12 protein-coding genes are annotated in these 14149 nt (G+C 56.0%); 6 read left to right on the forward strand and 6 right to left on the reverse strand.

The annotated features are described in order from the left end of the window. Positions 1-3 precede the first annotated feature (3 nt). Together AC007G_RS00910 and AC007G_RS00915 are read left to right on the forward strand one after the other, a co-directional pair. Complete coding sequence (locus AC007G_RS00910) at positions 4-2370, forward strand: glycoside hydrolase family 31 protein (protein WP_064794134.1); 2367 nt, start codon at positions 4-6, stop codon at positions 2368-2370. A 144-nt stretch (positions 2371-2514) separates the two neighbouring features. After that, a complete protein-coding gene (locus tag AC007G_RS00915) occupies positions 2515-2763 on the forward strand; it encodes a hypothetical protein (RefSeq protein WP_032697677.1) in 249 nt (82 codons plus the stop codon). Positions 2764-3170: 407 nt separating this feature from the next. Here the strand turns inward: AC007G_RS00915 and AC007G_RS00920 are convergent, their stop codons facing one another. Then, complete coding sequence (locus tag AC007G_RS00920) at positions 3171-4766, reverse strand: ABC-F family ATPase (RefSeq protein ID WP_479466527.1); 1596 nt, start codon at positions 4764-4766, stop codon at positions 3171-3173. A 178-nt stretch (positions 4767-4944) separates the two neighbouring features. Between AC007G_RS00920 and AC007G_RS00925 the strand changes: the two genes are divergently transcribed. After that, positions 4945-5727 carry a tyrosine-protein phosphatase gene (locus tag AC007G_RS00925; protein ID WP_142630111.1) on the forward strand — a complete coding sequence of 261 codons (783 nt, stop codon included), beginning with the start codon at positions 4945-4947 and terminating at the stop codon, positions 5725-5727. A gap of 191 nt (positions 5728-5918) precedes the next feature. Beyond that, positions 5919-6842 carry a L,D-transpeptidase gene (gene ldtB, locus AC007G_RS00930; RefSeq protein ID WP_160873486.1) on the forward strand — a complete coding sequence of 308 codons (924 nt, stop codon included), beginning with the start codon at positions 5919-5921 and terminating at the stop codon, positions 6840-6842. 49 nt (positions 6843-6891) lie between these two features. On the opposite strand, the gene AC007G_RS00935 is transcribed toward ldtB, so the two are convergent. The 5 genes from AC007G_RS00935 to mntR all read right to left on the reverse strand — a co-directional run bounded on the left by AC007G_RS00935 (position 6892) and on the right by mntR (position 11967). Beyond that, positions 6892-7608, reverse strand: a complete 717-nt coding sequence (locus tag AC007G_RS00935; RefSeq protein WP_032697679.1) for a GntR family transcriptional regulator — start codon at positions 7606-7608, stop codon at positions 6892-6894. A 95-nt stretch (positions 7609-7703) separates the two neighbouring features. Continuing rightward, the gene (locus AC007G_RS00940) at positions 7704-9080 is read right to left on the reverse strand and encodes a glycoside hydrolase family 1 protein (protein WP_032688701.1); all 1377 of its coding nucleotides are present in this window, start codon (positions 9078-9080) and stop codon (positions 7704-7706) included. Positions 9081-9236: 156 nt separating this feature from the next. Beyond that, positions 9237-10277 (reverse strand): aldo/keto reductase, encoded by a 1041-nt coding sequence (locus AC007G_RS00945; protein WP_032688703.1) that lies wholly within the window; start codon positions 10275-10277, stop codon positions 9237-9239. A gap of 107 nt (positions 10278-10384) precedes the next feature. Then, positions 10385-11497 (reverse strand): anion transporter, encoded by a 1113-nt coding sequence (locus tag AC007G_RS00950; protein ID WP_032688704.1) that lies wholly within the window; start codon positions 11495-11497, stop codon positions 10385-10387. After that, positions 11494-11967, reverse strand: a complete 474-nt coding sequence (gene mntR / locus AC007G_RS00955; protein ID WP_004859834.1) for a manganese-binding transcriptional regulator MntR — start codon at positions 11965-11967, stop codon at positions 11494-11496. The genes AC007G_RS00950 and mntR overlap by 4 nt, the downstream gene beginning before the upstream one ends. 181 nt (positions 11968-12148) lie before the next feature. Between mntR and mntS the strand changes: the two genes are divergently transcribed. Both mntS and AC007G_RS00965 read left to right on the forward strand, forming a co-directional pair. After that, entirely contained in the window at positions 12149-12274 is a 126-nt protein-coding gene (gene mntS, locus AC007G_RS00960; RefSeq protein WP_015584839.1) for a manganase accumulation protein MntS, read from the forward strand. Between the two features lie 269 nt (positions 12275-12543). Next, entirely contained in the window at positions 12544-14121 is a 1578-nt protein-coding gene (locus AC007G_RS00965; protein ID WP_046852874.1) for a phosphoethanolamine transferase, read from the forward strand. Positions 14122-14149 lie beyond the last annotated feature (28 nt).

Genomic DNA, 14149 nt, shown 5'->3' on the forward strand with positions numbered 1-14149 from the left:
AAGATGAAAACGCTGAAACACTGGACATTGCACCAACGCTTGGCTCATCACGTTGAGTTAACTATCGACGGGCAGCACACGCTGTGCCTGTATGTACTGGAAGAGAACCTGTTCCGCGTCCTGCTTAAGCGCAAAGGTCAGCTGGCGCTGGACCGTACCTGGAGCATTGCACCGCAGCAGGACGTGCCGTGGGAAGGCCGCCCTCGTGAGGATCTGAGCGGCTTTAGCCTGCCCGCGTGGACGCTTGAACAACACGCTGATAGCCTGACGGTCGCCACCGGGCAGCTGCGTGTCACCGTCCACCAACCGCTGTGGCTGGAGTGGAGCTATCGTCATGACGACGGCGAATGGCTCCCGCTGGTCAATGACCGCCCCACCAGCGCCTATCTGCTCAACGCCCACGGCGACGGCGCGGCGCACTATCTGAGCCGCCGCAAGGACGAACGATTTTATGGTCTTGGCGAGAAGGCCGGCGATCTTCAGCGCAACGGTAAACGCTATGAAATGCGTAATCTCGACGCGATGGGCTATAACGCCGTCAGTACCGACCCGTTGTACAAGCATATCCCCTTTACCCTCACCCAGCGTAGCGACATCAGCTATGGCCTGTTCTACGATAATCTGAGCAGTTGCTGGCTGGATCTGGGCAATGAAATTGATAACTACCACACCGCCTATCGCCGCTGGCAGGCGGAAGCGGGCGATATCGATTACTACCTGTTCACCGGCCGACGGGCGCTGGATGTCACCAAAGCATTTGTTCGCCTGACCGGTAAAACGCTGTTCGGGCCAAAATGGAGTCTCGGCTACAGCGGCTCCACCATGCATTACACCGACGCGCCGGATGCGCAAAATCAGCTGATGAACTTTATCCGTCTGTGTGAAGCGCATGCGATTCCCTGCGACTCTTTCCAGCTCTCTTCCGGCTATACCTCGATCAACGGTAAGCGCTACGTGTTTAACTGGAACTACGACAAGGTGCCGCAGCCAAAAGTGATGACTCAGCGCTTCCATGACGCCGGCATTAAGCTGGCGGCCAATATTAAACCCTGTCTGTTGCAGGACCATCCGCGCTATAGCGAAGTGGCGGAAAAAGGGTTATTCATTCGCGACTCGGAGACCGACGCGCCGGAACGCTCCAGCTTCTGGGATGACGAAGGGTCGCACCTTGACTTCACAAATCCCCACACCGTCGCCTGGTGGCAGGACGGCGTTACCCACCAACTGCTGGAGATGGGCATCGATTCCACCTGGAATGATAATAACGAATTTGAAGTCTGGGATGGCGAAGCCCGCTGTCACGGCTTTGGCCAGAGCATCGCCATCAAGCATATTCGCCCGGTGATGCCGCTGCTGATGATGCGCGCCTCAATGGAAGCCCAGCAACGTTTCGCGCCACAAAAGCGACCGTATCTGATCTCCCGTTCCGGCTGTGCCGGAATGCAGCGCTATGTCCAGACCTGGAGCGGCGACAACCGCACCAGCTGGGAGACCCTGCGCTATAACACCCGCATGGGGCTGGGGATGAGTTTATCCGGCTTATATAACGTGGGCCACGACGTCGGCGGTTTTTCCGGTGATAAACCGGATGCCGAGCTGTTCGTACGTTGGGTACAGAATGGCGTGATGCACCCGCGCTTTACCATCCATTCATGGAACGATGACCAGACGGTCAACGAGGCGTGGATGTATCCGGGCGTGACTCCGGCGATTCGCAGCGCGATTGAACTGCGCTATCGCCTGCTGCCCTATCTGTATACGCTCCTGTGGCAGGCCCACGCCGACGATGAGCCGATGCTGCGACCAACGTTCCTCGATCATGAACACGATCCGCAAACCTTTGAAGAGTGTGATGATTTCCTGCTGGGGCGCGATCTGCTGGTCGCCAGCGTCGTCGAACCGGACCAGCGTCAGCGCCGGGTGTGGTTGCCGGAAAACGGCTCCGGCTGGTACGATTTTTATAGCGGGGAGTGGTTCTCCGCTGGCCAGTGGATAACGCGAGATGCGCCGCTGGAACATCTGCCGCTGCTGGTCCGCGCCGGAGCCGGCCTGCCGCTCAGCGAACGCATCACCCACGTCAGCGCGACAAAAGACGATCGGCGCGAGCTGAAGCTGTTCCCGCTGAAAGGCGTGGGGTCGTCGCAGGGTCTGCTGTTTGAGGACGATGGCGAAAGCTGGGGCTATAAAGAGGATAATGCGCTGTGGCTGACGTGGGAGATGGTCTGCGACGCCAGCACCATCAGCCTGCAACTGACCCCTCGCGGCCGTTATTGCCCGGCCTGGGATACGCTGAAAGTGACTTTACCCGCCGGTGAAAAGCGCAAGCTGCTGATCAATGGTAAAGAAGCCGGTGAATGGCGTCTGAGGTAGTCCCGGCGCCCTTCCCTGGCGGGAGGGGCAGCGAATTGATGTCCAGCTGTAACTAACTACGCCACAACGGTAAGAACGCGTGGCGTTTTCGATGCGCCGGTTATACCGTAAGAGTGCCCCTTCCCCGGATCCGGACCTCTGACGATGAAAGTACTGAGCGCTCTTATTGTTTGGCTGACGTTATGTTCCACCAGCGCCCTGGCATTTCAGGAAAAACCCTCTCCTGAAATGCCGCTGCCCTCGGCCGCGGCCAAAACCACGGCCATCAGCCGCTTTGCCGCTGATGAAAACGATGCGGCAATCGCCCAGGCCTATAGCCCAGGGACATTTACCAGCGCCGCGCCAACCTACCGCGGTTTCCCGGCCCCTGCCGCCGCCGCGCATCACCACTAAGTTGCCCTGCCTCTTCGGTTCGTGCCGGGCGGCAGCTGTCGCATAGCTGCCCGGCTCATCAGGCCGTGCCGTCGGGCGGCCGCGCTCCCTCAAACCGCAGCGATCAGAAAACCAATCAGCACGCAGTACAGCACCAGGCTCAGTAAAGTCAGAACAATAATCATTGCACGCTACCCCGTTCAGATTCAGAGAAGACGGGGTTCAGCCACGCAATCACTCAGCGAAAACGCGCTCATGGCCCCCTCCTGCAACAGATAATTCAGCGGCTATTTATTCACAGTATTGTGCAGGAAAGATGAGTAAATTAAGGGGTCTGAATGCATGGCGGATGGTAGCAGAGAGCTTCAGAGCAGGGCTGCTCTGAACAAGGTTATCCCGGCACGCAGGCGCGCCGGGATCGCAGGCACTTAGTTATCGATACCTTTGCTACGCAGGTAATCTTCGTAGTTACCGCTGAAGTCGATCACGCGCTCCGGCGTAATTTCGATCACGCGGGTTGCCAGCGAGCTGACGAACTCGCGGTCGTGAGAAACGAAGATCAGGGTCCCCTGATACATCTCCAGCGCCATGTTCAGCGATTCGATCGATTCCATATCCAGGTGGTTAGTCGGTTCGTCCATGACCAGGATGTTCGGCTTTTGCATCATCAGCTTACCGAACAGCATGCGACCTTTTTCACCACCGGACAGCACTTTAGCCGGCTTTTTGATATCGTCCTGGCTGAACAGCAGACGACCGAGGATGCTGCGCACCGGCTGCTCGTCATCACCGTCCTGCTTCCACTGGCTCATCCAGTCGAAGACGGTCAGATCGTTTTCAAACTCGTATTCGTGATCCTGCGCGTAGTAGCCAATCTGCGCGTTTTCAGACCATTTCACGCTGCCGCTGGTCGGTTCCAGTTCACCAACCAGGGTTTTCAGCAACGTGGATTTACCCACGCCGTTGGTCCCGAGCACGGCGAGCTTCTCACCGACTTCCAGCAGAAGATTGACCCCTTTGAACAGCGGACCATTGTCAAAACCTTTCGCCAGCGCTTCCACTTCCAGCGCATTACGGAACAGCTTCTTATCCTGTTCAAAACGGATGAACGGGTTCTGACGGCTGGACGCTTTCACTTCATCCAGCTTAATTTTGTCAATCTGGCGGGCGCGGGAGGTCGCCTGGCGAGATTTTGAGGCGTTGGCGCTAAAGCGGCTGACGAAGGATTGCAGGTCGGCAATTTGCGCCTTTTTCTTGGCGTTGTCGGCCAGCAGGCGTTCGCGAGCCTGGGTCGCGGCGGTCATATACTCGTCGTAGTTGCCGGCATAAACGCGCAGTTCGCCGTAGTCGAGATCGGCCATATGGGTGCAGACCATGTTCAGGAAGTGACGGTCGTGCGAAATGATAATCATGGTGCTGTCACGTTCGTTCAGCACCTGCTCCAGCCAGCGAATGGTGTCGATGTCCAGGTTGTTCGTCGGTTCATCGAGCAGCAGGATATCCGGGTTCGAAAACAGCGCCTGCGCCAGCAGTACACGCAGCTTCCAGCCTGGCGCCACTTCGCTCATCGGGCCGTAATGCTGTTCAACCGGGATCCCGACGCCGAGCAGCAGTTCGCCGGCGCGCGCTTCGGCAGAATAGCCGTCCATTTCACCGTAAGTGACTTCCAGGTCGGCCACTTTGTAGCCGTCTTCTTCGCTCATTTCCGCCAGGGAATAGATGCGATCGCGCTCCTGTTTTACTTCCCACAGCTCGCCGTGGCCCATAATGACCGTATCCAGCACGGTGAATTCTTCAAAGGCGAACTGATCCTGACGCAGTTTACCGATACGTTCGTTCGGATCGAGAGAGACGTTACCCAACGTCGGCTCAAGATCGCCGCCGAGGATCTTCATAAAGGTGGATTTACCGCTACCGTTGGCGCCAATCAGGCCGTAACGGTTGCCGCCGCCAAATTTGACGGAGATGTTTTCGAACAGCGGCTTACTGCCAAACTGCATGGTGACGTTGCTGGATACTAGCACGGGGTTATCCTGAAAAAAGAGAATGAGAAGTGTGATACATCGGGCATTATGCCAGCAAAGCCATCACTTTTCACGGTTTGCAATAAAATCGCAGGCAGCGCCTGTGGTACGGTCTCTCTCATATTGCGCGATTCATTTAACCGATACATGATTTTTTCCCTTAATCTGGAAGGAACCTATGACCACCTACTCCCGCCATCCGGCATTCTTATCGCTTCAGGGCGGCATCAACTTTCGTGACCTCGGCGGCCTGCACACCGCCGACGGCCGCCGCGTGCGCCAGGGGAAACTCCTGCGCTCCGGCTCGTTACACCAGATAACCGACGAGGATCTGAGCCGCCTGGACAATCTGCCGGTGACCCGGGTCATTGATTACCGCGATCCGCATGAGGTCCAGCGCAGCCCCGACAGGTTGAATGGACGGATGCGTTATCTCAATGCGCCCGCCAATCCTCTGACGCCAGAGGTCGATGCCAAAGTCACGGAACTTAACGCCGCGACGCTCAATGCCATGAGCGGCGAGAAATTTATGCTGCAGCTTTATCGTCAGTTACCCTTTAACAACGCCGCCTATCGCCAGCTTGCCGGCTGGTTGATGCAGCCTGCTGACGGTGCGCTGTTGCAGCACTGTGCGGTGGGTAAAGATCGTACCGGCGTGGGCTGCGCGCTGACGCTGTTCGCCCTTGGCTGCGACACGCCGATGGTGATGGAGGAGTATCTCCTCACCCACGGTATGCTGAACCAGGTCGAAAGCGGGCTCCTTGGCCTGCTCGGCGATCAACTGACCCCCCGCGGACGGCAGAATCTGGCAGAAATCCTGACGGTACATGAGTCGTACCTCGCGGCGGCGCTATCGGCAATTCACGAGCGCTATACCAGCGTGGATGGATGGCTGGAACAGGAATATCAGCTGACGCCCGACGCGCGTGAAGCGCTGCGCTCACGCTTTCTCGAGGGGTAAATGCCGTTTTTTCCTGCCACGATTTACCGCAGAAATGAAAAACGGCGAACTACACTTGAAACAACTGGCAAAAAAGTGTGATTTCGTACACATCTGATTTCCCTGTTGGATGGAATGCACATATAATGCGCTCCCATCTATTAGCTGAATCATCTGACAAAGGCCTTTGTGGCTTTGCCACTGCACACGACATGAAGAATATGAAAATATCGACACTCTTAGCGGCAGCCTTCGCCCTCGTCGGCTTTTGCAACACTGCATCCGCTGTCACTTATCCGCTGCCGACCGACGGTAGCCGACTGATTGGTCAGAACCAGGTGATTACGGTTCCTGATAACAACAAGCAACCGCTGGAATATTTCGCAGCTAAATACCAGATGGGGTTGTCCAACATGCTGGAAGCCAACCCGGGCGTGGATACTTATCTGCCGAAGAGCGGCACCGTGCTGAATATCCCGCAGCAGCTGATTCTGCCGGACACCGTGCATGAAGGTATCGTTATCAATAGCGCGGAAATGCGTCTTTACTACTACCCGAAAGGCACCAACACCGTTATCGTGCTGCCAATTGGTATCGGCCAGCTGGGCAAAGATACGCCGATCAAATGGGTCACTAAGGTAGAACGTAAGAAAGCGGGTCCGACCTGGACGCCGACGGCGAAAATGCACGCGGAATATATCGCGGCGGGTAACCCGCTGCCGGCCGTCGTACCGGCGGGTCCTGACAACCCGATGGGTCTGTATGCGCTGTATATTGGTCGTCTGTACGCGATCCACGGCACCAACGCTAACTTCGGTATCGGACTGCGCGTCAGCCACGGCTGCGTCCGTCTGCGTAACGAAGACATCAAATTCCTGTTTGAGAATGTGCCGGTCGGCACCCGCGTCGAGTTTATCGATGAGCCGGTGAAAGCCACCACCGAGCCGGACGGTAGCCGTTATGTCGAAGTACATAACCCGCTGTCCACCACCGAAGCCCAGTTCCAGGGCGGTGAAATCGTGCCGATTACGCTGACCAAAGAAGTCCAGGCGGTCACCAGCCAGTCCGACGTCGATCAGACCGTGGTCGAGCAGGCTGTCCAGAACCGTTCCGGTATGCCGGTTCGTCTGAACTAATCTTCTGACGTAACAGTATGAAAAAGGCGGGCCCGGTGCCCGCCTTTTTTTATCCGTTATTGACCAGGATAATGCCGCCATGATCGTAGCGATAGTGGCAGCGGGCATACTCCAGCGGCGTCCCGTCTTCCAGATAGATAACCTGCTCGACTTCCAGCACCGGGTCACTCTCGCCGCAGTTGAGGTGCAGCTGGTCCAGCGCATCCGGCTTCATCGCCCGCACCACGCGATACGAGCCCATCAGCTTCAGCCCCAGCGTCTCCTGCACGTAGCGAAACACCGAACTTTCCAGATGCGTTTTATTCAGCCCCGGCACCAGCGCCACGGGCATCACCGTCATATCCAGCGAGATCGGTTCGCCATTGAGCACCCGCAGGCGGACAAAATCATAGACTGGGGCATCGGCGTCGATAAGCAGCGAGGTTTGCTCTTTTTCCGTGGCAAAGCGCAGTTCAAAGCGGATAACCTGACTGGTCACTTCTCCCAGATGCTCCCAGGTTTTGGTGGCGCCGAAGTAATCGCTACCCGGCAGTTCCCACTGCGAGAGCTGCAGAAAGTTCTTACGCACGAAGGTACCCTGCCCTTTGCGGGTATAAATAAGCCCCTCGACAATAAGCTGGCGCATCGCCTGCTGGATGGTCATCCTGCTGGTGTTAAATTCCGCCGCCAGCGCAAACTGGTCGGGTAACGGGGCGCTGGCGGGGTACTGCTGGCTGATAATGCGTTTTTTTATTTCCCGCGCGATCGAAAGATACTTCGCCGTCATTCCCCGTCCTTTTTATGATGGTTGTCTCTGGATGTACTCTGTTGCACCAGTGCTGGCGGGCCTAAGAATACACCAAACGCCCGCCGCTCGCTCCGCTACATCTGTGCACCATTGCTGCGAATAGCCTGCTTTAACCAGGCGTAGCTTTTCTTCGGCACGCGCTTAAGGTCTTTCAGATCGTGGTTTTCGCGATTCACATACACCACGCCGTAGCGCTTACGCATATCGCCCTGAGAACTGAGGATATCAATCAGTCCCCAGCCGAGGTAGCCCATCACCTGCGCACCATCTTCAAATATCGCCTCTTTCATGGCGTTGATATGATCGCGATGATAGGCAATACGGTAATCATCGGCCACCGGCGTCTCACCATCCCATGACTCAATGACGCCAATGCCGTTTTCAATCGGGAATACCGGCAAACGCCAGTCGTTGTAGTAGCGCGTGATGATCATGCGGAAACCGAGCGGGTCAATCTGCCAGTTCCATTCCGTCGCTTTCAGCCAGCTATTCGGTTTATCACCGAACAGCATATAGTTGTTCACCGGCGTACCGGGAGGAACGGGATCGCTGTCCAGAGTCCGGCTGGCATAGTAGCTGAAGGCCAGATAGTCGACTTTTACCGTCGCCATCAGCGCCAGATCCTCTTGCCGATAGATCTCGCTAAAACCTTCCCGCGCCACGAAGTGCATGACTTCCGGGCTGTAGCCTTCACCGGCAAAGGCGCGGAGCAGATTCTGGTTAAAGAACTCATCAAGCTGCTGGGCGCAGAGAATATCGCGCGGCTTACAGGTCGCCGGATAGACCAGCGCGTGCGCCAGCATGCCGCCCATCAGGCAGTGCGGTTTCTCCCGATGCAGATAGTCGGTCAGGTGAACATGGGCCATCATCACGTGGTGCTGGATCTGGTACAGCTCGCGCAGGGTTTTCTCACCGCGCAGATAGCCCGTAATGAGGAACGCCTCCGGCATATGGTAGAGATTCTGCTCGTTGAAGGTCAGCCAGTACTTCACCTTATCGCCGTAGCAGGCGATCATCTTCTGGCCGTAACGAATAAAGGCCTCCATCACACGACGGTCGGTGAAACCGTTATAGCGTTCCGCCAGTGAAAGCGGCATATCGAAATGATACAGGCAGATCATCGGCTCAATACCGCGGGCGATCAGTTCATCAATAAACTGGTGGTAGAAGGCGATCCCCTCTTCATTAAATTCGCCGTCGCCCAGCGGACACACCCGACTCCAGGCAATCTGGAAGCGATAGCAGTTCATCCCCAGATCCTGCATCAGATCGAAATCTTCCCGGTAACGATGGTAAGAGTCCGTGGCGACTTTCCAGTCGGAGGCGAATTCCGCAGGCTCGCGAATGTCGTACACCGACATCCCCTTTCCCCCTTCATTCCAGGCCCCTTCCGTTTGCATGCTGGAGACCGAATTACCCCACAAAAAGTCCGCCGGTAGTCTATTGTTCATCTCACGCCCCTATATGACTAGTCATTTAAATTTCATGACTAGTCATATAAACGATATTCATCGCCCAGGCAAAACAAAGGATCGTTTTTTGTGAGCGCTGCAAATAAAAAAAGCCGGATCGGGGGCACCGATCCGGCCAGACAGAGCGACCTGTATTTATTGCTGTGCGAGCTGATCGCGGCGATATTCGCCCTGACGCTCCAGCATCCAGCCGGGGTATTCGCGTGGCAGTGCGCTGACGGCATCCAGCTGGGCCAGCTCCACCTCGCTCAGTTGAATATCGACGGCGGCGAGGTTGTCCGCCAGCTGCTCGGGACGTTTGGCGCCGATAATCACGCTGCTGACCGCAGACTGATGCAGCAGCCAGGCAAGAGCAATCTGCGCGACCGAAACACCTTTGGCCTCCGCAATGACGCGCATGACATCGATGCAGTCGAAAGCGCGATCTTTATTTACCGGCGGGAAATCAAACGCCTGCCGGCGGCCGCCCTCGGCAGTCTGACCCTCACGATCGTATTTCCCGCTCAGCAGACCGCCGGCCAGCGGACTCCAGACCATCAAACCGACCCCTTCACTCTGCATCATCGGAATCAGCTCTCGCTCCAGATCGCGCCCGGCGATCGTGTAGTAAGCCTGTAGGGAAGCGAAGCGCGACAGCCCCAGACGCGCGGAAATCCCCAGCGCTTTCACGATTTGCCAGGCCGCCCAGTTTGACACACCGATGTAGCGAACATGTCCCTGCTGCACCAGATTATCCAGCGCGTAAAGCGTCTCCTCGATGGGCGTTGCCGGATCGAAACCGTGGAGCTGATAAAGATCGATGTGATCGAGCTGCAGCCGTCGCAGACTCTCTTTGACGCTCTCCATGATATGAAAACGCGAACTGCCGCGGGAATTGACGCCGGCCGTACCGGTTTCGCCAAAGACTTTGGTAGCCACCACCACGTTCTCGCGCGGAACCTTCAGGTTTTTTAGCGCCTGGCCGGTTAACATTTCCGAACGGCCTTCAGAATAGACATCTGCGGTGTCGATAAAGTTAATGCCCGCATCCAGCGCACTGCCCACCAGCTGTTCGGCCTCAGCCTGGCGCAACTGACCAATTTTGCCCCACATGCCGCCTTCGCCGCCAAAGGTCATGGTGCCCAGGCACAGTCGGGAGACAAACAGACCGGTGTTTCCGAGTTTTTGATAACGCATTGGACTCTCCTCATCAGGATATTAAACCTCAGCGTTAACGTTATACGCCCGCGACGGAACCGGCGAATGGGGTGATTCTGTCTGTTTCTTGCCCAATCCTCTGAAAATCAGGCGATGAATAGCAGCAAGGCGTAGCCGACCAGCGCCGCCCACAGCAGCAGCGGCAGAGAGTAAAGATGGAAGCGCCACCAGATGCGGCGATCTGATGCCATACGCAGGGCAATTAAATTAGCCAGCGAGCCGGGAAGCAGGCCAAAGCCGCCGACGTTGACCGCCCAGGCCAGCAGCGTCGAAGGAGGAACATAGTTGAGCAGTAGAATGGTGGCCGGTACGTTACTGATGAACTGCGACAGGCCAATCGTCGACAGCCACAAGCCGCCGGCAGAAAGCTGGCCCACCCCGCTTAAAACCTGATGCAGCGCGGGAAGTTGCGTCAACAGATGAACGTCAATAAACATCACCATAAACACCAGCAGCAGCGACCAGTCCACATGGATAATCACCGCCCGCGCCAGCAGCAGAAAGCCGAGAATAATCAGCCCCAGCCCCCACAGTTCAAGCTTCATTTCTAAAGCCGTCAGGAAGATCAGATAAAACGCCAGACAGCCCCACACCAGCTTCGGCTGCCACGATGGCGCCCGGTCCGCGCTTTGAAAGTGCAGGCGGGTGGCGGAGAAACAGCACCAGCACAGTACCAGCAGCGTCAACATCATCGCCGCCGCCAGCGGCAGCATTTGCCCGATAAACCCAAGGAAGCTGAGGCCGGATCGCCCCCACAGCAGGATATTTTGTGGATTACCGATAGGTGTTAACAAGGATCCGGCGTTGACCGCCAGCGCCTCGAAAATAATCAGCCGGTTAACCGGTATCGCGCACCATTTTTTCAACGTCAGCGTGAGCGGTACGACGATAAACAGCGCCACATCATTGGTCAGAAACGTCGAGAGCAGCGCCGCCGCAAGGACCATAAAAATGGCCAGCTGACGCTCGGTGGCAAACCGACGCGCCATTTTGCGGCCAAGCACATCAAAGTAGCCGCTCAGTTCAATCCCTTTCGTCAGCAGCATCAAGCCGCTCAGGGTGATGATCGTGTGCCAGTCGATAGCCTGGGGCCAGCTTTTGGGCGCAAACGGGACAAAGAAACTTAACCCGCAGGCGATGATCAACAGTAAATGCAGAAAACGATCGCGAGCCAGGGAGTGAACAAAGGGAAGATTCATTCTCCTTGCTGCCCGTATTTAAGGGTGAACTGATTAAATGCCGCCAGCGTCTCTTCACTGACGTGATGTTCCATCCCCTCCGCGTCACGACGGGCTATCTCCGGACTCACGCCCAGAACCAGTAAGAAATTCTCGACGATCTGGTGGCGTTCGCGGCTCTCATGCGCCAGCTTCTCGCCTTCCGGAGTTAAAAAGACCCCGCGCCATGGGATCTGCTCAATCAGTCCGACGCTGGCCAGGCGTTTTAACATTTTGGCCACCGTTGGCTGGGAGACCCCCAGACGCGCGGCCATATCAACCTGACGCGCCTCTCCCACTTCGCGAATCAGATCTGAAATCAATTCGACGTAGTCGTCAATCAGCTCCCGGCGGTGGGCTTCGCGTACCTGGCGAAACCCCTCAACGTGTTCTTCAACATTAACAAGCTGCGTCACTTTTTTTGTTATAGGTCTTCCGGCGCGACGGTTCATTGTGCTTCCTCATACGTGTGACGCATCAAGCATCATCTCAAAAGATCCCCATTGTAAATGATTGGGCCCGTAGCACAAAAAATTAACGTTTTAGCCATAGCTATAAAATATAGCCTGTGCTATATCTGTATGTAATACAGACATCCTTCAAGGAGCGAAGGGCGAAATTACAGGAGGTCCCATGAACGAATTCAAGAGGTGCTTACGCGTGTTTACTCATTCTCCTTTTAAAGTCCGCTTAATGCTGATTAACATGCTGTGCGACATGATGAACGGCAAGAATCGCCAGGAAAAACCCCATCACTAAATGCGGCGTCGCGGTACGCCGCTTCATTTTTCCGTCACAATACCCTGTCAAACTGACCCGTTTCGCCACGTTCTCGCCGCTTTTTTCAAGTTTTGTAAGCTTTCTCTCAAAACAATCCGTTATGTCCGGTTGACCTTATCATTTGCAAGCCCTATCTTTTGTCAGCCCTGCCACTACTGCGGCTCGCAGAGACCCTCTTCAGGCACTGTCCAGCAGGTTTTACCCCTTGATGCCAGGGGATGCACATGGCGTCTTTTTGATTAATTACTATGAATGTCACCCTGAAAGAAACGCTGGTCGCTCGCGGATTAGTCCCTAACCCGTGGACAGGATTTTATTTTCTCCAGTCTCTGCTGATTAACCTCGCACTCGGCTATGAATTTAGCCTGCTCTACACCGTCGCATTTACATGCGTGTTACATCTGCTGTGGCGTCATGCCCCGCGGATGCAAAAAGTCGTGGCGGGAGGCTACTCGCTGCTTGCCGCCTTCTATTACCCGTTTGGCCAGGCGTATGGCGCCCCCAACTTCAACACTCTGCTGGCGCTGCATGCCACTAACGTCGAAGAGTCCACGGAAATTCTGACCATCTTTCCCTGGTACAACTACCTGCTGGCGGTCTTTATTTTTGCGCTGGGCGTGATTGCCGTACGTCGTAAAAGGGAACAGCGTAAGCCGTGGAGCAAAATGGAGCTGCTGGGGCTGTTGTTCAGCATCGGCATCTTCTTCCTGCAGCCGGTGCAGAATCTGGCCTGGGGCGGCGTCTTCAAAGTGATTGATACCGGCTATCCCGCCTTCCGTTTCGTGAAAGACGTGGTGGTCAACAATAATGAAGTGCTCGACGAGCAGGCGCGGATGGCTCAGCTGGCCAATATGAAAGACAGCTGGCATGTGCTGGCGGTCAAACCCAAATATCAGCTTTACGTCGTGGTCATCGGAGAGAGCGCGCGCCGCGATGCGCTTGGAGCTTTTGGCGGCCACTGGGACAACACGCCGTTCGCCAGCTCAGTCAACGGCTATCTGTTTAATGACTACATTTCCGCCAGCGGTTCAACGCAAAAATCTCTCGGCTTAACGCTCAACCGGGTGGTGGACGGCAAGCCGCAATACCAGGATAACTTCGTCACGCTGGCGAACCGTGCCGGCTTCCAGACATGGTGGTTTTCCAATCAAGGGCAAATCGGCGAATACGATACGGCGATAGCCAGCATCGCAAAGCGTGCGGATGAGGTGCAGTTTCTCAAAAATGGCGACTTTGAGGCCAACAAAAATACTCAGGATGAGCAGCTGTTGAAGCTAACCGAGCAGGTGCTCTCCGTGCAGCGGACCCAGCCGCAGCTGATCGTCCTGCATCTGATGGGATCTCACCCGCAGGCCTGCGATCGTACCAAGGGAAAATATACTGTCTTTGTACAATCGAAAGAGACGTCCTGCTACCTCTACAGCATGACGCAAACCGATACGCTGCTCGGCAAGCTCTATCATCAGCTGCAGAATTCCGGCGAAAGCTTCTCGATGACCTATTTTTCCGATCACGGTCTGGCCTTTAAAGAGCGCGGTAAAGAGGTGCAGTACCTGGCGCACGACGATAAGTACCAGCAGAATTTCCAGGTGCCGTTTATGGTGCTGTCCAGTGATGATAAAGCGCATAAAGTGATTAAAGCACGGCGTTCTGCCAACGATTTCCTCGGGTTCTTCTCCCAGTGGACCGGGATCCGCGCCGCCGAGATTACGCCTCGCTACCGTTTCATCTCTGAACAAGCCGCCGGGCCGGCCTATATCACCAACTTCCAGCTACAGAAAGTGGACTATACCCATCTGGGTACCGATCTGTTCACCACCCACTAACAGGGCCCGCCGCCGGGAAACCGCGGCG

The organism is Klebsiella sp. CSG-1, assembly GCF_056521145.1.

Coding starts and splice junctions, on each gene's coding strand:
- AC007G_RS00950 (WP_032688704.1), bottom strand. CDS start 11,497: ATGAATCTTCCCTTTGTTCACTCCCTGGCTCGCGATCGTTTTCTGCAT.
- AC007G_RS00945 (WP_032688703.1), bottom strand. CDS start 10,277: ATGCGTTATCAAAAACTCGGAAACACCGGTCTGTTTGTCTCCCGACTG.
- mntR (WP_004859834.1), bottom strand. CDS start 11,967: ATGAACCGTCGCGCCGGAAGACCTATAACAAAAAAAGTGACGCAGCTT.
- AC007G_RS00935 (WP_032697679.1), bottom strand. CDS start 7,608: ATGACGGCGAAGTATCTTTCGATCGCGCGGGAAATAAAAAAACGCATT.
- AC007G_RS00925 (WP_142630111.1), top strand. CDS start 4,945: ATGACCACCTACTCCCGCCATCCGGCATTCTTATCGCTTCAGGGCGGC.
- AC007G_RS00915 (WP_032697677.1), top strand. CDS start 2,515: ATGAAAGTACTGAGCGCTCTTATTGTTTGGCTGACGTTATGTTCCACC.
- ldtB (WP_160873486.1), top strand. CDS start 5,919: ATGAAGAATATGAAAATATCGACACTCTTAGCGGCAGCCTTCGCCCTC.
- AC007G_RS00940 (WP_032688701.1), bottom strand. CDS start 9,080: ATGAACAATAGACTACCGGCGGACTTTTTGTGGGGTAATTCGGTCTCC.
- AC007G_RS00910 (WP_064794134.1), top strand. CDS start 4: ATGAAAACGCTGAAACACTGGACATTGCACCAACGCTTGGCTCATCAC.
- AC007G_RS00965 (WP_046852874.1), top strand. CDS start 12,544: ATGAATGTCACCCTGAAAGAAACGCTGGTCGCTCGCGGATTAGTCCCT.
- mntS (WP_015584839.1), top strand. CDS start 12,149: ATGAACGAATTCAAGAGGTGCTTACGCGTGTTTACTCATTCTCCTTTT.